Origin of the sequence: Micromonospora sp. DT46 (assembly GCF_049841735.1) — a bacterium.
Taxonomy (GTDB): Bacteria; Actinomycetota; Actinomycetes; order Mycobacteriales; family Micromonosporaceae; genus Micromonospora; species Micromonospora reichwaldensis.
The window spans coordinates 195,028-216,901 of the sequence record NZ_JBNCKW010000010.1 but is presented as its reverse complement, the minus strand read 5'-3'; the positions used below and the strand labels follow the sequence as shown (position 1 = coordinate 216,901).

Genomic DNA, 21,874 nt, shown 5'->3' with positions numbered 1-21,874 from the left:
GGAGGAACACGCCCGTGCCGGCGACCTTCGTCCGGTCCGTAGTGCCGCCTGCCGGCACGGAGGCCGGATCAGGTCGAAGAGGAGGCTCAAGTGCCCCGTGAAGTTCGTGATGTCGTCTTCGTCGACGGCGTCCGTACCCCGTTCGGCAAGGCGGGTGGCATGTACGCCAACACCCGCGCCGACGACCTGGTGATCCGCTGCATCCGCGAGCTGCTGCGCCGTAACCCGCAGCTGCCGCCGGAGCGGGTCGAGGAGGTCGCGATCGCCGCCACCACCCAGATCGGCGACCAGGGCCTGACCATCGGCCGGACCGCCGCCCTGCTGGCGGGCCTGCCCAAGACCGTCCCCGGCTTCGCGATCGACCGGATGTGCGCCGGCGCCATGACCGCGGTGACCACCGTCGCCAGCGGCATCGCCATGGGCGCCTACGACGTCGCGATCGCCGGCGGCGTCGAGCACATGGGCCGCCACCCGATGGGCGAGGGCGTCGACCCCAACCCGCGGATCGTCGCCGAGAAGCTCGTCGACCCGTCCGCGCTGGTCATGGGCGCGACCGCGGAGAACCTGCACGACCGGGTCCCGCACATCACCAAGGCGCGCACCGACGCCTTCGCGCTCGCCTCGCAGCAGAAGACCGCCAAGGCGTACGCCAACGGCAAGCTCCAGGACGACCTGGTGTCCGTGGCGGTCCGCGACGAGGAGAACGCCTGGGGCATGGCCACGGTCGACGAGGCCCCCCGCGACACCTCGCTGGAGAAGCTCGCCACCCTGAAGACCCCGTTCCGCCCGCACGGCAAGGTCACCGCCGGCAACGCGGCCGGCCTGAACGACGGCGCCACCGCCAGCCTGCTCGCCTCCGAGGACGTCGCCCGCGAGCTGGGCCTGCCGGTCGCCATGCGGCTGGTGTCGTTCGGCTTCGTCGGCGTCGAGCCCGAGGTGATGGGCGTCGGCCCGATCCCGTCGACCGAGAAGGCGCTGCGCCTCGCCGGCCTGACCATCGACGACATCGGCCTGTTCGAGCTGAACGAGGCGTTCGCCGTGCAGGTGCTCGCCTTCCTCGACCACTTCGGCATCGCCGACGACGACCCGCGGGTCAACCCATGGGGCGGCGCGATCGCCATCGGCCACCCGCTCGCCTCCTCGGGCGTGCGGCTGATGACCCAGCTCGCCCGGCAGTTCGCCGAGCACCCCGAGGTCCGCTACGGCGTCACCGCCATGTGCATCGGCATCGGCATGGGCGGCACGGTCATCTGGGAGAACCCGCACTGGGAGGGTGGAGACAAGTGAGCGCGCTCGCCGCACCGAACGAGGTCGTCACCCGGGCGCTGCTGCGCCAGGTGAACGTACCGGGGCTGGACCGGCCGGCCGCCCTGATCACCCTGGACAACGGCTTCGACCACACCAAGCCCAACAGCTTCGGCCCGGGCGGCCTGACCAGCCTGGACGAGGCGATCACCGCCGCCCTGGCCGCGAACCCGGCGTTCGTGGCGGTCACCGGCAAGCCGTACGTCTTCTGCGTGGGCGCGGACATCACCAGCCTCCCGCAGCTCGCCGACCGCGAGCAGGCGCTGGAGATCGGGCGGCTCGGCCACCGGGTCTTCGCCCGGCTCAAGGACAGCGAGGTCCCGACCTTCGCCTTCGTCAACGGCGCGGCGATGGGCGGCGGCCTGGAGCTGGCGCTGCACTGCCACTACCGGACGCTCTCCGGTGGGGTGGCGGCGCTGGCGCTGCCCGAGGTCTTCCTCGGCCTGGTCCCCGGTTGGGGCGGCACGCAGCTGCTGCCGAACCTGATCGGCATCCCGGCGGCGACCCAGGTGATCATCCAGAACCCGCTGATGCAGAACAAGATGCTCAAGCCGAAGCAGGCCGCCGAGATGGGCATCGCGGACGTGCTGCTGGAGCCGGCGGACTTCCTGGAGCGGTCCCTGGAGTGGGCCGCCGGCGTCGTCCGGGGCGAGGTCACCGTGACCCGGCCCGAGGTCGACAAGGACATGTGGGCGGGCGTGCTCTACTTCGCCCGGCAGACCCTCGACCAGCGGCTGCACGGCGCGGTCCCGGCCGCGTACAAGGCGCTGGACCTGCTGGAGACGGCGAAGGACGCCGACTTCGCCACCGGCACCGCCGCCGAGGACGAGGCCCTCGCGGACCTGGTCTTCTCCGAGGAGCTGCGCAGCGGCCTCTACGCGTTCGACCTGGCGCAGCGGCGGGCCAAGCGGCCGGCCGGCGCGCCGGACAAGGGCCTGGCCCGCCCGGTCACCAAGGTCGGCATCGTGGGCGCCGGCCTGATGGCCAGCCAGCTCGCCCTGCTCTTCGCCCGTCGCCTCCAGGTGCCGGTCGTCATGACCGACCTGGACCAGGCCCGGGTGGACAAGGGCGTCGGCTACGTGCACACCCAGATCGAGAAGGCCGTCAGCAAGGGCCGGATGGACAAGGGCACGGCCGCCAAGCTGTACGGCCTGGTCAGCGGCTCCGTCGACAAGGGCGTCTTCGCCGACGCCGACTTCGTCATCGAGGCGGTCTTCGAGGACCTGGCCGTCAAGAAGCAGGTCTGGGCCGAGCTGGAGAAGATCGTCAAGCCGGAGGCGGTGCTGGCCACCAACACCTCCAGCCTGTCGATCACGGCGATGGCCGAGGAGCTGGAGCACCCCGAGCGGGTGGTCGGCTTCCACTTCTTCAACCCGGTCGCGGTGCTGCCGCTGCTGGAGATCGTCCGGGGCGAGCGCACCGACGACGCCACGCTCGCCACCGCGTTCGCGGTCGGCAAGCAGCTGAAGAAGTCCTCCGTGCTGGTCTCCGACGCCCCGGCGTTCGTGGTCAACCGGCTGCTCACCCGCTTCCTCGGCACCGTCTTCGCCGCCGTGGACGCGGGCACCCCGCTGGACGTGGCCAACAGCGCGCTGGACCCGCTGGGCCTGCCGATGCGCCCGCTCGCCCTGCTCCAGCTCGTCGGGCCGGCCGTCGCGTACCACGTTGGCGGCACCCTGCACGCCGCGTTCCCGGACCGCTTCGACGTGAGCGAGAACCTCAAGCGGATCGCCGACTCCGGTCAGCCGATCGTCGTCGACGACCAGATCAACGACGAGGTGGCCAAGCTGCTCGTGGTGGGCGACCAGCCGCTCACCGCCGAGCAGGTGCGCCAGAACGCGCTCGACGCGCTGGCGCAGGAGATCCGGCTCATGCTCGACGAGGGCGTCGTCGCCGAGGCGCAGGACATCGACCTGTGCATGATCCTCGGCGCGGGTTGGCCGTTCCACCTGGGCGGCATCACGCCGTACCTGGACCGGACCGGCACCTCGGAGCGGGTCACCGGCCAGCGGTTCCTGCCGCACGGGGTGGCCAGCCTGCCCGCCTGATCCACACCGCCCCCCGCGTTCGCGGTGGTTGCCCCGTCCAGCTTGGATGGAGGTGGCCACCGCGTTCGTCGTTGCGGCCGATACGGTCGGGGTCGGGACAGCGGTACCGTGCCGTGGCTGGCTACGATCACCCGTTCGCACCCTCGCCTGGAGCTGATCATGTCCTCACCGCCGGTCGATCCCTGGTCCGGGCAGCCGGAGCACGACGCCCACTACGACTTCCATCCGCCGCGACCGGACGGCTACCCGGCACCGCCCGCCGATGGTTGGGCCTCCCCGCCGCACGGGCAGCCGCCGGCGGGTGGCGGCTGGCCCACCACGCCGCACCCCCACCCCCCGCAGGCCCAGCCGTACCCCGGGCCCACGTCCGCCCAGCCGTATCCCGGACCCACGTCCGCCCAGCCGTACCCGGGGCCCACCTCGGCACAGCCGCACCCCGGGCCCACGTCGGCCCAGCCGCACCCCACCCAGCCGTACGGCGGCTATCCCGTGACGCCGCAGGGCGGGTTCCCGGCCAGCCCGTACGCCGGCTACCCGCCGCCCCCTCCCGGCGCGGGCCGGCCGGCGAGGCCCCACCAGCTGGTGCTGTCCCTCGGCATCGTCGGGCTGCTGGTGCTCTGCCTCGGCGGAGGTGGCATCGCCTACCTCGCCTACGAGGGCGATCAGGGCGCCGACCCCAGGCCCACGCCGACCGCGTCCCCCACCGCTGCGGCGCCGAGCGCCACGCCGAGCGCCGGCACCTCGTCCGAAGCCGCCCCGTCGCCGGAGTCCAGCGACGCCCCGCAGATCAGGGTCGTCACGCCGGAGACCCTCGGGGGCCGCCCGAAGAGCACCGAGCCGACCCTGCGGAAGGCCGCCGACGACATGGTCCGCGAGCTGCAGTCCTCGGTGCGCGGCGAGACCGGCGTCGCCGGCGCCTTCTACGGCAGCGCCGACAAGCGGGACATGGTCATGGTGATCGCCGCCAGCACCTTCGTGCTCAACCCGGAACGGGAGCTCGACGACGCGGTCAAGGGCATCTCGAAGGACCTGGCCGTCAAGCGGTTGACCACCGTCGCCCCCGGACCGCTCGGCGGCCTGGCCAAGTGCGGCGACGGCGAGTCCGCCGGCGTGCCGCTGGGCGTCTGCGCGTGGGCCGACCACGGCAGCGTCGGGCTCATCGTGATGTTCTTCTCCTCCTCGGCAGCCACGGCGGCGGAGTTCGTCGCCTTCCGCAGTCAGATCGAGCAGAAGTACTGACCAGCACCCGCCCGGTGCGCGCCGCCGCCCACGACCGACGCGGCGCGTCGGGCGTGGCCGGGGCCGCACGGACCACCATCTCTCTCGCGCAGACCCGGAGCTGACCGATGTCCTACCCACCCGCCAACTCCTACCCGCCGCCGGACGGCGGGGGCGGCCCGTACGGCTCGTACCCGCCGCCACAGCCCGGCGGGTACGGACCGCCACCGGCACAGCCCGGCGGATACGGACCGCCGCCGCAGGTTGGCGGGTACGGACCGCAGCCCCACGCCGGCGGGTACGGACCACCGCCCGCGCAGGCCGGCGGGTACGGGCCACCGCCGTACGGGGGCGGGTCGGGGGCGTACGGCGGCCCGCCGGCGCCGCGGAAGTCGAACGCCGGCAAGATCGTGCTGATCTCGCTCGCCGTGGTGCTGGTGCTCTGCCTGGGCGGCGCGGCGATCGTCGCCTTCGCCGTCAAGGACGACGTCAAGGAGACCGTCGACGCCACCCGGACCCGGGTCGTCGCGCCGGCGACCCTCGCCGGGCGGCCCAGGGCGACGGACCCGACCCTGCAGGCCGGCGCCCGGGAGCTCGAGGCGGAACTCAACAAGACGATCCCCGGCGCCAGCAGCACCGTCGGCGAGTTCTACGGCACCCTCACCGGCAGGAACCTCGTGATGATCGCCGCCGCGTCCGGCTTGAACCCGGACCCGGCCAAGACGCTCGAGGACACCATCAGGGGCGCGCGCACCAGCGACGTGCGGCTGGGCGAGATGAAGACCGTGGATCCGGGACCGCTCGGCGGCGAGGCCAAGTGCGGCGACGCCAAGGCGCAGGACGTGCCGCTCGGCGTCTGCGTGTGGAGCGACAAGGGCAGCGTCGGCATGGTCATCATCTACTTCAAGACGGGCCAGCAGGCCCACGCCGAGTTCGCCACCATCCGGGGACAGGTCGAGCAGAAGTCCTGACCCGTACGGCAGCGCGGGGGCCCGCCCACGACGGTGGACGGGCCCCTTTCGCGTCAGCCCGCCGTGGCGGCCCGCTCGGCGGCGCTGCGCAGCACGCAGAACTCGTTGCCCTCCGGGTCGGCGAGCACCACCCAGCCCGAACCGTCGGGGCGGCGCTGGTCGGCGACCTGGGTGGCACCGATGCCCACCAGGCGCGCGACCTCCTCGTCCCGGGTCCGGTCCGTGGGCTCCAGGTCGAGGTGGAGGCGGTTCTTCACCTCCTTGCCGTCCGGCACCGCCACGAAGAGCACCTCCGGTCCTCCCGGGGGCAGCAGCATGGCCTCCGGGTCGCCGGGGAAGTCGTCCGGCTGGCGGGGGCAGTCGAAGACCTGCGCCCAGAAGCCGGACAGCGCGTACGTGTCGCGACAGTCGATGCAGACGTTGTGGATCCGTGCGCTCACGGGTGTTCCTCCTCGATGGTCTTACCCGCCCGCTCCGTCGCGCCGGCGCCGAGCACCCGCTCGGCCTCCCGCGCCCGGGTCCGACCGGCCGGTTCGAGACGGACGCGCGCCCGGTTCTTCACCCTCCCGGCCTCGGGGACCGGTGGGAAGAAGACGTGCGGGGTGGCCGGCAGCACCGCCTCCGGACCACCGGGGGCGTCGTCGGCGTGCCGGACGTATCCGGTAACCGCCGGCCAGGAGCCGGAGCGGGCATAGGTGTCGTGACAGTCGAAACTGGTGTTGTGGATCCGTGGATACACGGAGTTCCTCCGCTGGGGGATGAGGCGCCCCGCGTGCGTGAGGGTCAGCCGGCGAGACGGGGCGCGGAGATCATGACGGTGAACATCGACGCACCCCCCTCCGGTCCTCGAGCTGACGCCGTGATCCTTCCATCGGGCCCGTACTCCCCGCAACCCCGGGGTGGCCCGTCACCGCCGGGCGGCCGGCTCCTGGGCGGTGACCGCCGGGGCCGCCTCCGCCGCCGGCAGCGTCACCGTGACCTCCAGCCCGCCACCGGTCTGGGCGACCACCTTCACGGTGCCGCCGTGCGCGTCGCAGACCGCCCGCACGATGGAGAGCCCGAGGCCCGAGCCGCGCGCGCCGGTACGCTCCCGGCCGCCGCGCCGGAACGGCTCGAACAGGCCGGGCACGTCGGCCTGGTCCACCTCGAAACCGGTGTTGCCCACCACCAGCCACGACCGGCACCCGTCCGACCCGGTACGCACCCAGACCCGGCCGTGCAGGTGGTTGTAGCGGATCGCGTTCTCGATCAGGTTGCCGGCCAGCCGGTCCAGCAGCCCGGGATCGCCGACGACCGGCGCGGACTCCAGCGAGGTCTGCACCCGCAGCTTGATCCGCTCGACCTCCCGGCGTACCGCCGACAGGGCGTTGGCGGTGCCGGCGGCGAGGTCGCACTCGGTGCGGCGGCCCAGCCGGCGGCCCGCCTGGGCCTCGCTGCGGGCGAGCACCAGCAGGGCGTCGACCAGCCCGTTGGCCCGCTCGGAGGCGTCCCGGACCACGGTGGCCATCCGGCGGTACTCGGCGGCGTCCGCCTCGTCGTCGCTGAGCGTCACGTCGATCTCGGTACGCATCACCGCGAGGGGGGTCCGCAGCTCGTGCGAGGCGTTGGCCACGAAGCGCTTCTGCGCCTCGAACGCGGCGGCGATGCGGTCCAGCATCTCGTCGAAGGTCTCCGCCAGCTCGGCCACCTCGTCGTCGGCGCCCGAATAGCCGATCCGCTGGTCCAGGGTGGTCTCGCCCAGCCGGCGGGCGGTGGCGGTGACCTGGTGCAGCGGGCGCAGCGCCCGGCCGGCGACCGCGTACGCGCCGGCCACCCCGACGACGCTGATCGCCAGCAGCGCCACCAGGCCCTTGACCAGCAGCTCCGCGCTGGCGGCGTCGACCAGTTGGCGCTGCCACTGCGCGGCGTCCAGCGACCGGCCGTCCGCCAGCACCACCACGGTGCCGGGCAGCAGCTCGTCGGTCGGGCGCAGCGCGTCGCGGACCAGCAGCCAGGCCAGCAGCACCAGGATCGCGCCCGCGCCGACCAGCAGCACCCCGTTGAGCAGGGTCAGCCGCAGCCGCAGCGTGGGCCGCAGCCGGGCCCGCCGGGTCGCGGCACCAGCCTTCGTCCGCGACTGCGGGGCCCGCAAAACCGGCTCACTCCTCACGCTCACAGCCCCACCTTCGTTCGCGACTGCGGGGCTCGCAAACCCGGCTCACTCCTCACGCTCACAGCCCCACCTTCGTTCGCGACTGCGGGGCTCGCAAAACCGGCTCACTCCTCACGCTCACAGCCCCACCGTCTCCGCCGTGCGGTAGCCCGCACCGACCACCGTCTCGATCAGCGGCGGGTCGCCGAGCTTCTTGCGCAGGGTCATCACGGTGACCCGGACGATCGTGGTGAACGGATCGGTGTTGGCGTCCCAGACCCGTTCCAGCAGCTCCTCGCTGGAGACCACCGCGCCGCGCGCCTTGAGCAGCTCGCAGAGCACGCCGAACTCCTTGTTGGTCAGGTCGACCGGCTGGCCGCCCCGGGTGGCCACCCGGCGGGCCGGGTCGAGGACCAGATCGGCGAGTTCGAGCACCGGCGGCGCGGCCGGGGTGGCCCGGCGGCCGAGCGCCTGCACCCGGGCGACCAGCTCGTCGAAGGCGAACGGCTTCGGCAGGTAGTCGTCCGCGCCGAGCTGCAGCCCCTCCACCCGGTCGGCGACAGTGCCGCTGGCGGTAAGCATCAGCACCCGGGTGAGCGTGCCGGAGGCGGCCAGCTCGGCGCAGATCTGGTCACCGTGCACGCCGGGCAGGTCCCGGTCGAGCACCACCACGTCGTACCGGGTGACGAACGCCATCTCGTGGCCGCTGTCGCCGTCGTAGGCGACGTCCACCGCCATCCCCCGCTTGCGCAGCCCCCGCGCGATCGCGTCGGCGAGGTTGCGCTCGTCCTCGACCACCAGTACCCGCATTCCGGCCTCCTCGCGCCCCTGACCACCCACAACCTAGTGCCGGCAGCCAAACCGGGCCGCACCCGCCGTCCCGGTCCGACCCCGTTGCAGAAAACCTTCGTCGTACGCAATGCTCTTGGCGGCAACCTTCACGACGGACGGGAAGACGCATGACCGACGCGGCGCCGACGATCCGACGGGACGTCACCTACCGGGGCTTCCGCCTTCCCGGCGACGCCGGGCTGGGCAGCCTGTCCGGGCTGCGCGCGGGCGGACGGGGCCTCGAACTGGCCGACCCGGCCGACCGGCTCGACCACACCGACGCCGACGGCCGCACCCGCCGGTACGCGGCCGGCAGCTGGACGTCCCCGCCCGTGCCGGTCGGCTTCGCCGTGCGCGACGTGGTGCCCTCGTGGACCGGGGACACCCCCGGCGACTGCTGGCTGCGGGTGGAGCTGCGGGGCTGGCACGACGACGCGCCGGCCACCGGGTGGTACGTCCTCGCCGACTGGGCGGCCGACGACCACGCGATCCGCCGGACGTCCGTGCCCGGGCAGCGCGACGCCGACGCCCGGGTGGACACGGACACGCTGGTGGTGACGGGTGCGACCGTCACCGGCTGGCAGGTCCGGGTGACCCTGCTCCGGCCCGAGGACGCCGACGCGACCCCGGTGCTGCGCGCGGTCGGGGCGGTCGCCGCGGGCCCGCGCCCGACGGCTGCGGCCGGGGCGTCCCGGCCCACCGCAGCGGGCTCCCCGCCGGTGGCGGCCGGGCCCGCCCCGGTCACCGGGCCCGAGTTCCGCGCCCCGGGTCCGGCCCCTGCGAGTGGGTCCGCCGCGACGGTCCCGGCCGCCTGGGGCACGGTGCTGGACGTGCCGCGCTACTCGCAGCGGCTGCACGCCGGCGCCCACCCGCAGTGGGGTGGCGGCGGGGATGCCTGGTGCAGCCCCACCTGCACCTCGATGGTGCTGGCCTTCTGGGACGCCGCCCCGGCCCCGACCCGGTACGCCTGGGTGGCTCCGGCCGGCCCTCGCCCGGTGGTGGTGCACGCCGCGCGACACTGCTACGACCACGCCTTCGCCGGGGCCGGGAACTGGCCGTTCAACACCGCGTACGCGGGCCTGCACGGGGTGGACGCCTTCGTCACCCGGCTGCGGTCGCTGGCCGAGGCGGAGGCGTTCGTGGCCACCGGCATCCCGCTGATCGTCTCCGCCGCGTTCAAGTCGGGCGAGGTGCCCGGGTTGGACTACGACACCGCCGGGCACCTGATGGTGCTGGTGGGCTTCACCGCCACGGGCGCGCCGGTGCTCAACGACCCGTACGCCCCGGACGACGACGCGGTGCGCCGGACCGTCGACCGGGACCGGTTCGAGGCCGCCTGGCAGGGTGGCAGCGGCGGGGTGGCGTACGTGCTCCGGCCGCCCGGCGTGCCGCTCCCCCCGGCGCCGGAGCAGCCCAACTGGTGACCCCGGCGGCGTCCGCGGCACCGGACGCGGCGGCTCAACCGGGATAGCGCCAGACGCCGAGCTCGCCGGTCTGCAGCCGGCACACCACCGTCTCGGCCCGGCTGCGGCAGTCCCCGGTCGCGCCGCGGAGCACGTCCAGCACCCGGGCCCGGCCCTCGGCGACGTCCAGCTCGGCGACCACCACCCCGCCACCGGCGGCGGCCGGCCGCACGGCCAGGAGCCGTTCGTCGGCGTGCCAGGTCATCAGCTGCCAGGTGCCCAGGTCGGCCACTTCCCGACCGGTGGCCGCGTCGAGCACGCCCAGCCGGTCGCCGAGGGGCCCGGGCGCGACCGCCAGGAGCCGGCCGCCCTGTGCCGACAGCACCCCGAACCACCGCCCGCCGACCCACCGGAGCGCGCCGGTCGCCGGGTCGAGCGCGACGAACCTGTTTCCCCCGGGCACGCACAACAGCTCGCCGCACTCGGTGACGTGCTCCACCATGGGGACGCGCGCCTCCCACCGCCGCCGCAGCCCGTCCAGCCCGTAGGCGGTCACCACGCCCGCGGCCGGCCGGACGACCAGCAGCAGGTCGTACGCCACCACCACGTGCCCGGAGGCCTCGTCGAGGCCCAGGTCCGCCGCGTGCACCAGGGCGCCGGAGCGGGGGTCGCGCACCTCGACCCGCCCCTCGGCGGGGACCCGGACGATCCGCTCGACCCGCCCGTCGCGGAGACTGTACGTCGCGCCCTCGCGCGTCGTCGGCACCGACCACAGGGCCCGCCCGGAGGCCGGATCCACCGACCGCACGGCGCCGCCCTCCTCCCCGCCGGTCTGCATCAGCAGGATGCCGGCCGGGTCCCACCAGGGGTAGCCGGGCTGCCGCCAGAGCCCGCGGCCGGTCGCGGCGTCCAGGGCGATCGTCTGCCCGTCGTCCTGGTCCCCGGTGACGGAGAAGAGCACCATCTCCGGCCCGGTCTGGACCTGCCAGAACCGGCCCGCCGCCGCGACCCGGGAGCGCCACACCGGGGTGGGCGGGGCGTCGTCCGCCGGCGCCCGCTCGGGCAGGGCGTACGCGCGCACCTCGACGGTCCCCTCGGGCTCCCCCTCGGCCGGCTCGACGACGTAGAGCCGGTCACCGTGCAGGAACGCCTCCGACCCGAGGCGGGCCGGCACGACGAGCCCGACCCGGGCCGGTACCGGGGCGGCCGCCGCCACGGTGGCCACGAGGAACGCGAGCGCCAGCGCGACCCGCAACGGGCGGCCGACGGCGCGCGGCGGGCGGGGCGGCGGCGCCTCGCGGCCCGGCTCGTCACGCACCTCGCCGAGGTCGATGAGCGTCACGCCCGCCCCTTCCGGTCGCGGTCGCCGGGCAGTTCCCACACGCCCAACCCACCGTCCTCGCGCCGGCAGGCGACGAACGACTCGCGAGCGCCGCACTCCCCCACCACGCCGCGCAGTGCCGCCAGCACCCGCACGCCCTCCCCGCGCTCGTCGATCCGGCCGACCAGGTACCGCCCGTCGCGCTGCCGGCGGTGCACGGTCGTCGCGTCGGCCGAGAGCCACGGGGCGCCGGCCCGCCAGCGGCCCAGTTGCCGCACCGGCCGGCCGGTCGCCGCGTCGAGCAGCACGTGCTCCGCGGCGCCACCGGAGGCGCGCCGGACGGCCAGCAGCCGGCCCTCGACGGCGACCGGCCCCAGCGCCGCGTTCTCGCTCCGCCACCGCAGGGCGCCGGTGGCGGGATCGAGCAGCCGGGTGGCGGGCGAGCCGTCGTCGACACAGATCAGGGCGCCGCAGTCGTAAACGTCCGGCTGGTCGGCCGGGCCGCGGGGCACGCTCCACCGCCGGCGCAGGCCGGGGATCTCGTAGCCGCTGAGGACCCCGCTGGCGTCGGTGAGCAGCACCAGCTCCTCCGTGACCGTCAGCACGCGGGAGCGGTCGGGCACGGTGGTCGCGGCACGCGCCGCGCCCGTGTCGGGGTCGCGCAGCTCCAGCCGCCTGCCGGCAAGCACCGTCAGCAGGCTGATCCGCTGGTCCCGCCGCGACAGGTGCGCGTCCTCGAATGCCAGCGGCTGCGACCACCGGACGGCACCGGTGGCGGGGTCCACCGAGCGCAGCACGGACGCGCTCGATCCGGCGAAGCCCGACAGCAGCAGGTGCCCGGCCGAGGTGGCGCCGTGCAACTGTCCCTCGCCCCGCCAGCGCACCCCGCCGTCGGCGAGGGAGAGCCCGACCACCTCGGACGCCGTCCGGTCCCCGGCCAGGCCGACCGCCAGCAGGTCGCCGGCCCGGACGGCGTGGAACACCCGCCCCGGCGCGGGCAACGGCACCCGCCACAGGGGACGGCCGGAGGGCAGCCGGTGGGCGGCCAGCCGCGACACCGGATCCCCGTCGGCCACCGTGCCGGGGCCCGACGGCTCCGCCACCAGCAGGACCCCCTCGACGAACAGGAGATTCGCGTCCGGGCCGGCCGGGACCGTGACGCCCGGCGGTTGCGCGGGCCACGGCGCGGCGGCCGCAGACGTCACCAGGCAGAGCAGGGCGACCAGGGCCGGGGCCCAGCGGCGGAGGAACCGGCCCGGACCGGGCCCGGCGGCCCCGTCGACGTCCCGTCGCTCGCCCAGGTCGATGACCGTCACGTGGCGTCCTCCCCGTCACACCGTGGCCTCCGGCGGACCGGCAAATCGGCCGTGGGGGCACCGGCCCGGCAAAAGCGACGCCGGAGCGCCTGTACGATGGCGCGTCGTGGCTGTGCCGGTGGTAGACCCCTCGCTGAACTCCGTCTCCGAGCCCGTCGCGGCCGAGCCGACGCGCCGGCCCCGGCGCAGGCCCTCCCGCGCCGACGTACTGGCCATCGGAGCCTATGTCCTGCTCGGCGTTTTCGTGTGCCTGAACTACTGGGTCGACGTGCAGAACCGGGTGTCGTCGCACCTGCCCACCGACCACAGTTGGTTCGAGTGGCTCTTCTCGCACGGCGCCTACTCGGTGCGGCACCTGGAGAACCCGCTGTTCACCGAGCGGCAGAACGCCCCGGACGGGGTGAACATGATGGCGAACACCTCGCTGCTCGGGGTGACGCTGCCGCTGGCGCCGCTGACCATGCTCCTCGGCCCGCAGGTCATGTACGCGCTCTACCTGGGCGGCGCGCTGGCCGCGACCGCCGGCACGTCGTACTGGATGCTGTCGCGGCACCTGGTGCGCTCGCGCGCGGCGGCCTTCGTCGGCGGCGCGTTCCTGGGTTTCGCGCCCGGCATCGTGCACCACGCCAACGGCCAGCCCAACTTCGTCTCGAACTTCCTGCTGCCGCTGATCGTGGTGCGGGTGCTCCGGCTCGGCGAGCCCGGCCGGTGGCGGCGCAACGGGATCGTGCTCGGCCTGCTGGTGGCGTACCAGATCTTCATCAACGAGGAGATGCTGCTGCTCACCGCGCTGGCGTGCCTGGTCGTCGTGGTCGCGTACGCGATCATGCGGCCGGCGCGGACGCGGGCGGTGGCCGGCACCTTCGCCGCCGCGCTCGGCGTGGGCGGCGCTCTGGCGCTGCTGCTGACGGCCTACCCGATCTGGTTCCAGTTCAACGGCCCGCAGTCCTACCGGGGGTTGCAGGGCGGGGTGTTCCACAACTGGGGCGAGGACCTGGCCGCCTTCGTCACCTTCGCCCGCGACACCGTGGCCGGCGACGAGGCGGTGGAGAAGACCATCGGCCTGACCGAGCAGAACACCTGGTTCGGCTGGCCGCTGGTGCTGCTGTCGCTGGTGGCGCTGGTGCTGCTGGTCCGCCGCTCGCTCGCCGCCCGGATCCTCGCGGTGCTGGTGGTGGTCTTCACGGTGGCCTCGATCGGCCCGAAGGTGCGGATCAACGGGGTGGAGACGGAGACGGACGGCCCGTGGGCCTACGTCTCCGACGACCTGCCGCTGGTCGAGATGATGATGCCGACCCGGCTGGCCCTGGTCGTGGCGGCGGCGCTCGGCGTGCTGCTCGCCCTGGCCTGGGACACCGTCGCCGGCAGCGGCCGCCCGCCGGTGCCGGCCCCCCGCGCCGGCTCCGACGGCGACGACCGCGCGGCCGGTGCCGACGCCGGGTCGCGCCGCCGCTGGCTCCGGCCGGTCGGGTACGCGGCCGTCGCGCTCGCCGTGCTGCCGCTGTTCCCGCGTCCGCTGCCCGCGGAGCCCGTCGACCCGCCGCCGCACTTCATCACCGCCGGCGGCTGGCGCCCGTACGTGCCGGAGGGCCGGACCCTGGTGCCGGTGCCGATCCCGAGCAACGTGCACGGCCTGCCCACGCTGCGCTGGAGCGCGCTGACGCAGCACGCGTTCCCGATCCCGGGCGGCTACTTCATCGGGCCGAACGAGCTGGGCGAGGGCGTCTTCGGCGCGCCCAACCGTCCGACCAGCACCCTGATCTACTCCACCATGGACAAGAACGCCGTCCCCGCGCTGACCGACGAGAACCGCCGCCAGGCCGTCGAGGACCTGCGCTTCTGGCGGGCGTCCGTGGTGGTCCTCGGCGCGCATCCCCGGGAGGCGGTCCTGCGCGAGCTGATGACCGCGCTGATCGGCCCGCCCCAGCGCGTCGACGACGTGTGGCTCTGGGACGTCCGGCCGCTCGTCGGGTGAGCCGGCGACCGTCGAGGCTCAGTCGGCCGCCGGGCGACCGGCGGCGGGGCTGAGCCGTCAGCCCACCAGCGGGCGGACGTCCCAGACGTGGGCGCCGGCCACCTCCCGGCCGGGCCCGAGCAGCGCGTCGAGCGTACGGCGCACCGGGTCGCCGTGGTGCAGTCCGCCCTGCACCACCAGCGCGGCGCGCCAGTGCCGCAGGTCCTCGACCGCCTGCCGGCGGTGCTCGTCGGTGACCACCGGCACCTCGCCGGTCTCGGCCACCCGGCGCAGCAGCTCGGCGGTGGGGCGGTCCGGGGCGCCCCACCGGGCGGCCGGGTCGTCGGCGCCCCGGGGGCCGATGAAGTAGCCGCCCGGGGCCGGGAAGGCCAGCCCGGTGCGGGCCGACCAGAGCATCGCCGGGCTGAGCCCCGCACCGGTCACCGGCGGCACCGGGACGAGGGTCCGGCCCGGCGGGACGTGGGCCCGCCAGCCGCCCTCGGCCACGAACGCCGGGACTGGCCAGGCCGGCACGGTCCGGATCGGGGTGGGGATCAGCGGCAGCAGCGCGGCGGCCACCGCCCCGCCCCAGAGCAGCCGCACCGGCACGGCGCCCACCCGGGCCTCGGCCCCGTCCCCGGGGCGCAGCCGGTCGGCCCCGGCCGCGGGGCGCAGCCGGTCGGCCCCGGCCGCGGGGCGCAGCCGGTCCAGGGAGAGGGCGAGCAGGATGCCCAGCACCGGGACGCAGACCAGCGGGAAGCGCGCCGGCACCGCGTGGTCGAGCAGCGGCAGCTCGGCGACCAGCCGGTACGGCCCGGGGATGCCGGTGGACGTGCCGTCCAGGCGGACCTGCTCGCCCAGCGAGAGCAGCGCGAAGAGCAGCCCGCAGGCGGCCAGCGCGCGGACCAGCGGCCGGCGCCACAGCCAGATCACGATCACCACGGCGAGCACCAGCAGCCCCGGGCCGAAGAAGGAGTTCTCCTCGGTGGGGTTCGGCGCGAGCAGGCCGGGCAGGTGGTCGTCGCCGAGCACCGTCTGCCGCGCCGAGGCGGTGAAGGACGCGGCGTCGAGCTGGTAGCCGTACGCGTGGAAGGGCATCCCCCGGTAGTGGCCCGGGCCGAAGAACTGGAACCACAGCGGGTACGCCAGCAGCGGCAGCGCCACCGCCACCCCGACCGCGAGGCGGCCGAGCAGCGCCGGGGCCCGCCGACGCGCGCTCTCCCGGTCGGCCACCGCGTACGCCAGCGCGAACGTCCCGGCGGCGAGCACCAGGAAGACCAGCACCTCCTCGCCGAGGAAGACCTGGTACGCCACCAGCAGCCCGAGCAGCGTCCCGTGCCGCCACACCCGGCGCGGGTCCGGGTGGAACACCAGCGCCAGGATCACCGGCACCAGGAACTGCGCCGCCATGTGCAGGTGCGCCCCGGCCTGCGCGACCATGCCGGGGGCGAAGCCGCAGAAGAGCCCGCCGACGGCCGCCGCCCGGGAGCCGACGAGCCGGCGGCGCAGCAGCGCGTACCAGGCGGTCGCGGTGCCGGCCAGGCAGCAGACCACGGCCACCAGGAACGCGACCTGCGAGCCGAAGAGCAGGGTGACCGGGGTCAGCGGCACGCCCAGGCCCAGCACCGAGGTGTTGGCCATCAGGTTCACCCCGTCCGGGGCGTTCAGCTCCCCGCTGTACAGCGGGTTCTCCAGGCCCGTCACCGCCCGGGCCGCGCGGGCCAGCATCCACTCGAAGAGGACCTGGTCCCCCGCCTGGTGGAACAGCCGCCCCGGGCGACCCCACTGGCCGAGGGTCAGCAGCACCGCCAGGGCGAGGTAGCCGGCGACGACCAGCGCGTCCGGCGCGCGCACCGGCAGCCGGCGGGACCGCCGGGCGGGTGCCGCCCCGGCGGTGCCGGTCGCCGCCGGGGCGGTCATCAGGTCGGCTGGTCGGTCAGCGCCCGGACGTCCCAGACCCAGACGTCCAGCTCCCGGCGGCCGGGACCGACCAGCTGCTCGACGGTGCGCCGCAGCTGCTCGGAGTGGTGCTGGCCGACCGGGAGCACCAGGACGGCCGCCCGCCAGTGCCGCAGCTCGTCGAGCGAGCGGCGGCGCTGCCGGTCGTCCAGCTTCGGGATGCGGCCGGTCGAGGCGACCTCCTCCAGCAGCCGCCCGACGCCGCTGGGCCGGCCGCCGAAGCGGCCGGGGTCGCCGGTGTTGCCGTTGCGCGGCGCCAGGAAGTAGCCGCCGGGGATCTTGAAGTCGAGGTTGGTGGAGGCGGCCCAGCGCATGCCGTGGGTGTGCCCCATGTTCGGCACCGGGATCGGCACCAGCGTCTGGTCCTCACCGACGTAGCCGCGCCACCGGTCGGCGGTGATGAAGTCCGGTACGGGCGGGCGGGAGGTCACCTTCAGCGGCATCGGCGCGATCGGCAGCAGCGCGAGGACGAGCCCGGCCACGGTGAGCGTACGCAGCGTCCGCCGCTCGACCGGCAGCGTCCGGGAGCGCTCGACGGCGAGCGCCAGCAGGATGCCCACCACCACGCTGGTGATCAGGCCGAAGCGGGTGGGCACCACCGCGTCGAGCAGCGGCAGCCGGACCAGCCACTCCCAGGGCCCGGTGAACAGCTCCCGGTGCCACCAGGACACCCGCTCGCCGAGGGAGAGCACCGCGAAGAACGCCCCGGTCGCGGCGAGCGCCCGGACCAGCATCTCCCGGCGCAGCCAGGCCACGATGCCGACGGCGATCAGGGCGAGGCTCCAACCGAAGAAGGCGTTCTCCTCGGAGTAGTTCGGCGCGAGGTTGACGTTGGCGCGCTCGTCGCCGCCGATCGTCGGCGAGCCGGGCGCGAAGAAGGCCGCGATGTCGTTGCCGTAGTCGCGGACCGCGTCGCTCAGGCCGTGGTACGCCATCGGCCCGGCGAACTGGACGTAGAGCGGGTACGCCAGCAGCGACCCGGCGAGCACGGTGCAGATCGCGAGGGCCTTGGCCAGCGGTCGCCACGCCGCCGACCAGAGCCCGGGCCGCTGGGCGAGCACGGCGAGCAGGAACACCCCGCAGGCGAGCGCCGTGAAGAGCAGGATCTCCTCGTTGATGAACGCCTGGGCGGTGACCATCAGGGCGAGCAGCACGCCGTCGCGCCACGGCCGTCGGGACCGGGTGATGACCAGCACCCGCCAGACGATGAACGGCAGCAGGAACTGCGAGATGATGTTGGGGTGCCAGTTGGCGTGCGACAGCATCGCCGGCGAGAACCCGCAGAACCAGCCGCCGACGGCCGCCGCCAGCGGGCTGCGCACGACGTGCCGGGAGAGCACGAAGTACCAGGCCGAGGCCGTGCCGGCGAGCGCGAGCGTGACCAGCACCACGAAGGTCACGGCCGGCCCGAAGAGCAGCGTCACCGGCACCATCGGGATGCCCAGCGCGAGGATGGCCGTGTTGGCCATCAGGTTGACCCCGTCGGGGTAGTTGAACTGCTCGGTGAAGAACGGGAACTCGCCGTGCAGCACCACGCGTACCGAGTGGGCGAGGAAGAACTGCACCTGGGCCGGGTCGCTGCTGTAGAGCGAGGCCACCCGGCCGGCCGGGTCCACCCAGATCTGGCTGGTGACCCACACCGCGGCGAGCAGGAACAGGCCGAAGACCGTGAGGTCCTGCCGACGCCGGGTCCACCGCCGGGGCCGGGCCGCGCCGTCCGCCCCGCGGGCCTCGCCGGAGGGGCCGGCGGCGTCGGTCGCTTCGGTGGTGGCCACGGCCGTGCCGGGAGCGTCGGCCTCGTCGGCGCGGGCGGCCCCGTCCGGCGTACGGTCACCGGCGCCGCCCACGGGCGGCGCCACGGGTTCGGACGCGGGGGCCGCGGCGGCGTCGGATTCCGACCAGGATTCGGCGCGGGTCTCGGCAGGCGTCACAGTCGGCGGAGTCTACCCGAGCGGGACATTCACCCTGAAACCACGGCAGTGTCCTCTGTGGTCGGCGTCGCCCACCGCCCGCGACCTGCGCACGGACGGTGGGCGAGGTGGCGCGTCCCGGTGATCCGACATCTCGTACTATGGCGCTTTCCGTTGAACGACGGCTGAGGCGATCGAGGGGGCGTACAGGTGGCTCCAGTCCGCCGGCGCGGCATCACGGCCACCGCACTGCTGACCCTGCTGCTCACCGCGACCGCCTGCGGGCCGGTGGCCGACCGGCAGCCGGGCGACCTGCGGGTCGGCTACGACAGCCTGGACGGCGACCTGACGGTCTGGCCGCCACGCGGCACCCTGGCGGGCGACGCCGCCGTCCGGTCGGCGGTGACCGAGGCGGTACGCGACTGGCGGTCACCGGCCGACGACCGGGTGCACCTGCCCACGTCCGGGATCCTCTGGTCCGGCGAGGTCGGCGGCGCGCCGCTGGCCCTGGTCGCCGCGGACGTGCCCGGCGAGAGCGCCTCCTGGCTGCTCCAGGTCACCACCGAGGACGGCCGGTACGCGGTCACCCGCGCCGCCGAGTACACCGACCCCGGCTACCTCGTCTACTCCGACGTGCTCCCCGTGCACACCTCCGACGGGCGGCGCTACCTCACGTCGGGCCGGGTGCAGCGGCTGCTCGGGCCGGACGGCCGCGCCCTGCGGCACACCGACGGCCTCACCGAGCCGGTGACCGTGCCGGCCTGCCGGGCGGTGCCGGTGACCGCCACGCTCAGGGCCACCGAGGCGCTGCCCCGGGGCCGCGCCGCCGACCGGCTGCTGGACCTCGGCACCGGCACCACCGACCCGCGCTACCCCCTCGTCCGCGACGAGAGCGGCTCCGGCAAGCGGGCCCTCACGGGCCTGGACACCTGCGCGCTCGCCGGCGAGGAGGGCCCGTTCGGCAGCGTCCCCCGGCGCATCGGCGACCGGGACGCGCCGCGCTCGGTCCCGTCGTCGTGGCCGATGACCAAGCTGACCGTACGCACCCTCGGCGAGGTCGCCCTCGGCGGCGGCGAGCCGGCGGAGCTGGAGCAGTTGAGCTGGGAGACGGCCGACGGCACGATGACCGCCGTGGTCTACCGCCCCGCCGACGGGGGCACGCCGGTGGTCTCCCCCGCCGACCGCTCCAACCCGTTGCAGACGTACACGCTGCCGGTGCCGGGGCAGCCGCTGGCCGTGCTGAGCTGGCGGCCGACCGCCGACAGTTCGCTGTCGACGCCGCCGGACACGCCCCGGCTGGTGGACCGGCCGGGGCTGGTCGTGGTGCCGGCGCCGACCCGGTCGGAGACGTTCAGCCTCGCCGAGGCGGAGAAGACGCACTACCGCTCCCTCGGCGGTCGCTGACCCAGCGTCGGCTCCGCTGACCGGCACGCGAGACGCCGACGGCGGGTGACCCGGACTCCCGGGGCACCCGCCGTCGGCGGTCTGGAACTCAGTTCTGCGCGGTCGCGTCGTCGGCGGCGATCACCGGCTCGACCTGCTCCACGTCCAGCCGGGAGATCCAGCCGGTGACGTCGCGGGCCACGTCCTGCGCGGTCAGGCCGAGGTCGGCGAGGATCTGCGCGCGGCTGCCGTGCGGGTGCCAGTCGGCCGGCACGCCCAGGTCCTTCAGCGGCACCCGGACGTCGGCGTCCCGCATCGCCTGGGCGAGGGCGTCACCCACGCCACCGACCCGGACGCCGTCCTCGACGGTGACCACGAGCCGGTGCCCGGCGGCCAACTCGACCAGCTCGGCCGGGACCGGGCGGACCCAGCGCGGGTCGACCACAGTGACCCCGTAGCCCTGCTCGGCGACCCGGGTGGCCACCTCCATGCCCAGGTGGCCGAAGGAGCCGACCGCCACCAGCAGCACGTCCTTGCGCGCCGCCTCGGCCAGCACGTCGACGGTGCCGACCCGGCGCACGGCCGGCAGGTCGGCGGCGACGGTGCCGGTCGGGAAGCGGACGATGGTGGGGCCGTCGTCGACGGCCACAGCCTCGCGCAGCTCCTCGCGCAGGGTGGCGGCGTCGCGGGGCGCGGCGATCCGCAGGCCCGGCACGACGCCGAAGATCGACATGTCCCACATGCCGTAGTGGCTGGGCCCGTCGGGGCCGGTGATGCCGGCCCGGTCCAGCACGAAGGTCACCGGCAGCTTGTGCATCGCCACGTCCAGCAGGACCTGGTCGAAGGCGCGGTTGAGGAAGGTCGCGTAGACCGCCACCACGGGGTGCAGCCCACCGAGGGCCAGGCCGGCGGCCGAGGTGGCGGCGTGCTGCTCGGCGATGCCGACGTCGTAGACCCGGTTCGGGTGCTTGCGGGCCAGCTTGGCTAGGCCGGTGGGCTCGGCCATCGCGGCGGTGATGCCCACCACGTCGGGCCGCTCGTCGGCGATCGCGACCAGCTCGTCGGCGAAGACGCCGGTCCACTTCACCGACGGGGCGGCGACCGACTTGCCGGTCGCGACATCGAAGGCGCCGGGGCCGTGGAAGCAGTCGGCCTCGTCCTCCTCGGCCGGGCGGTAGCCGTAGCCCTTGCGGGTGACGGCGTGCACGATCACCGGGCCGCCGAAGTTCTTCGCCGCGCGCAGCGCCGACTCGACCGCCGTCACGTCGTGCCCGTCGACCGGGCCGACGTACTTGATGCCGAGGTCCTCGAACATCGCCTGCGGGGCGACGGCGTCCTTGATGCCCCGCTTGACGGCGTGCAGCACCTCGTACATCGGCCGGCCGACCAGCGGCGTCGAGCCGAGCGCCTCCTTGACGGTGTCGAGCACCTTCTCGTAGCCGGGGTTGAGCCGCAGCGAGGAGAGGTGGTCGGCGAGGCCGCCGATGGTCGGCGCGTAGGAGCGGCCGTTGTCGTTGACCACGATCACCAGCGGGTTGCCGGCGGTGGCGATGTTGTTCAGCGCCTCCCAGCACATGCCACCGGTAAGCGCGCCGTCGCCGACCACGGCGACCACGCTGCGCTGCTCGCCCCGCAGCTTGTACGCCTTGGCCAGGCCGTCCGCGTAGGACAGGGCGGTGGAGGCGTGCGAGTTCTCGATGAGGTCGTGCTCGCTCTCGGCCTGGCTGGGGTAACCCGAGAGGCCCCCGCGCTGCTTCAACTTGTCGAAGCCCACCTGCCGGCCCGTGACGATCTTGTGCACGTACGCCTGGTGGCCGGTGTCGAACAGCAGCCGGTCGCGCGGGGAGTCGAAGACCCGGTGCATGGCCAGGGTCAGCTCGACCACACCCAGGTTGGGGCCGATGTGCCCGCCGGTGCGCGAGACCTTGGCGACCAGGAAGTCACGGATCTCGGCGGCGAGGACGTCCAACTCCTCGGCGGACATCCGCTTGACGTCCTGCGGACCCCGGACGGTGGCCAGCAGCCCGGTGTGGTGGACCGTGCCCTCTTCAACGCTCATGACGCAAGAGTCTATCGGCCGTCCGACACTCCGCAGGCTGGCCCGGACGCCCGCCCACCGACCGG

16 protein-coding genes are annotated in these 21,874 nt (G+C 74.7%); 7 read left to right on the top strand and 9 right to left on the bottom strand.

The genetic code is table 11. From position 1 onward, the window contains the following. Positions 1–90: 90 nt before the first annotated feature. From ACLQ20_RS26565 to ACLQ20_RS26550, 4 genes are all read left to right on the top strand, one after another. Positions 91–1,287, top strand: a complete 1,197-nt coding sequence (locus tag ACLQ20_RS26565) for a thiolase family protein (protein ID WP_151457454.1) — start codon at positions 91–93, stop codon at positions 1,285–1,287. Beyond that, the gene (locus ACLQ20_RS26560) at positions 1,284–3,353 is read left to right on the top strand and encodes a 3-hydroxyacyl-CoA dehydrogenase NAD-binding domain-containing protein (protein ID WP_425857980.1); all 2,070 of its coding nucleotides are present in this window, start codon (positions 1,284–1,286) and stop codon (positions 3,351–3,353) included. Before ACLQ20_RS26565 ends, ACLQ20_RS26560 begins: the two co-directional genes overlap by 4 nt. Before the next feature lie 159 nt (positions 3,354–3,512). Next, positions 3,513–4,592, top strand: coding sequence for a hypothetical protein (locus ACLQ20_RS26555; RefSeq protein ID WP_425857979.1), 1,080 nt, complete (start codon positions 3,513–3,515; stop codon positions 4,590–4,592). Between the two features lie 107 nt (positions 4,593–4,699). Further along, complete coding sequence (locus tag ACLQ20_RS26550) at positions 4,700–5,542, top strand: hypothetical protein (protein WP_425857978.1); 843 nt, start codon at positions 4,700–4,702, stop codon at positions 5,540–5,542. A 53-nt stretch (positions 5,543–5,595) separates the two neighbouring features. On the opposite strand, the gene ACLQ20_RS26545 is transcribed toward ACLQ20_RS26550, so the two are convergent. The 4 genes from ACLQ20_RS26545 to ACLQ20_RS26530 form a co-directional block, all read right to left on the bottom strand. Further along, positions 5,596–5,982, bottom strand: a complete 387-nt coding sequence (locus tag ACLQ20_RS26545) for a VOC family protein (RefSeq protein WP_151452467.1) — start codon at positions 5,980–5,982, stop codon at positions 5,596–5,598. Further along, a complete protein-coding gene (locus ACLQ20_RS26540) occupies positions 5,979–6,281 on the bottom strand; it encodes a VOC family protein (protein ID WP_425857977.1) in 303 nt (100 codons plus the stop codon). Before ACLQ20_RS26540 ends, ACLQ20_RS26545 begins: the two co-directional genes overlap by 4 nt. A 168-nt stretch (positions 6,282–6,449) precedes the next feature. Beyond that, a complete protein-coding gene (locus tag ACLQ20_RS26535; RefSeq protein WP_151452474.1) occupies positions 6,450–7,619 on the bottom strand; it encodes a sensor histidine kinase in 1,170 nt (389 codons plus the stop codon). Positions 7,620–7,811: 192 nt separating this feature from the next. After that, positions 7,812–8,483 (bottom strand): response regulator transcription factor, encoded by a 672-nt coding sequence (locus tag ACLQ20_RS26530; RefSeq protein ID WP_151452465.1) that lies wholly within the window; start codon positions 8,481–8,483, stop codon positions 7,812–7,814. Between the two features lie 149 nt (positions 8,484–8,632). Here ACLQ20_RS26530 and ACLQ20_RS26525 point away from each other — a divergent pair, with 149 nt between their 5' ends. Beyond that, positions 8,633–9,928, top strand: coding sequence for a C39 family peptidase (locus ACLQ20_RS26525; protein WP_425857976.1), 1,296 nt, complete (start codon positions 8,633–8,635; stop codon positions 9,926–9,928). 34 nt (positions 9,929–9,962) lie between these two features. On the opposite strand, the gene ACLQ20_RS26520 is transcribed toward ACLQ20_RS26525, so the two are convergent. Both ACLQ20_RS26520 and ACLQ20_RS26515 read right to left on the bottom strand, forming a co-directional pair. After that, positions 9,963–11,249 carry a PQQ-binding-like beta-propeller repeat protein gene (locus ACLQ20_RS26520; protein WP_425857975.1) on the bottom strand — a complete coding sequence of 429 codons (1,287 nt, stop codon included), beginning with the start codon at positions 11,247–11,249 and terminating at the stop codon, positions 9,963–9,965. Then, positions 11,246–12,544 carry a PQQ-binding-like beta-propeller repeat protein gene (locus ACLQ20_RS26515; RefSeq protein WP_425857974.1) on the bottom strand — a complete coding sequence of 433 codons (1,299 nt, stop codon included), beginning with the start codon at positions 12,542–12,544 and terminating at the stop codon, positions 11,246–11,248. The genes ACLQ20_RS26520 and ACLQ20_RS26515 overlap by 4 nt, the downstream gene beginning before the upstream one ends. Before the next feature lie 106 nt (positions 12,545–12,650). On the opposite strand from ACLQ20_RS26515, the gene ACLQ20_RS26510 reads away from it, so the two are divergent. Continuing rightward, a complete protein-coding gene (locus ACLQ20_RS26510) occupies positions 12,651–14,519 on the top strand; it encodes a glycosyltransferase family 87 protein (RefSeq protein WP_151452461.1) in 1,869 nt (622 codons plus the stop codon). Between the two features lie 57 nt (positions 14,520–14,576). Here the strand turns inward: ACLQ20_RS26510 and ACLQ20_RS26505 are convergent, their stop codons facing one another. Together ACLQ20_RS26505 and ACLQ20_RS26500 are read right to left on the bottom strand one after the other, a co-directional pair. Beyond that, the gene (locus tag ACLQ20_RS26505) at positions 14,577–16,418 is read right to left on the bottom strand and encodes a hypothetical protein (RefSeq protein ID WP_425857973.1); all 1,842 of its coding nucleotides are present in this window, start codon (positions 16,416–16,418) and stop codon (positions 14,577–14,579) included. After that, positions 16,418–18,388 carry a hypothetical protein gene (locus ACLQ20_RS26500; protein ID WP_370518891.1) on the bottom strand — a complete coding sequence of 657 codons (1,971 nt, stop codon included), beginning with the start codon at positions 18,386–18,388 and terminating at the stop codon, positions 16,418–16,420. The genes ACLQ20_RS26505 and ACLQ20_RS26500 overlap by 1 nt, the downstream gene beginning before the upstream one ends. Positions 18,389–18,577: 189 nt before the next feature. Between ACLQ20_RS26500 and ACLQ20_RS26495 the strand changes: the two genes are divergently transcribed. After that, complete coding sequence (locus ACLQ20_RS26495; protein WP_151452459.1) at positions 18,578–19,771, top strand: hypothetical protein; 1,194 nt, start codon at positions 18,578–18,580, stop codon at positions 19,769–19,771. Between the two features lie 88 nt (positions 19,772–19,859). On the opposite strand, the gene dxs is transcribed toward ACLQ20_RS26495, so the two are convergent. After that, positions 19,860–21,809 carry a 1-deoxy-D-xylulose-5-phosphate synthase gene (gene dxs / locus ACLQ20_RS26490; RefSeq protein WP_425857972.1) on the bottom strand — a complete coding sequence of 650 codons (1,950 nt, stop codon included), beginning with the start codon at positions 21,807–21,809 and terminating at the stop codon, positions 19,860–19,862. Positions 21,810–21,874 lie beyond the last annotated feature (65 nt).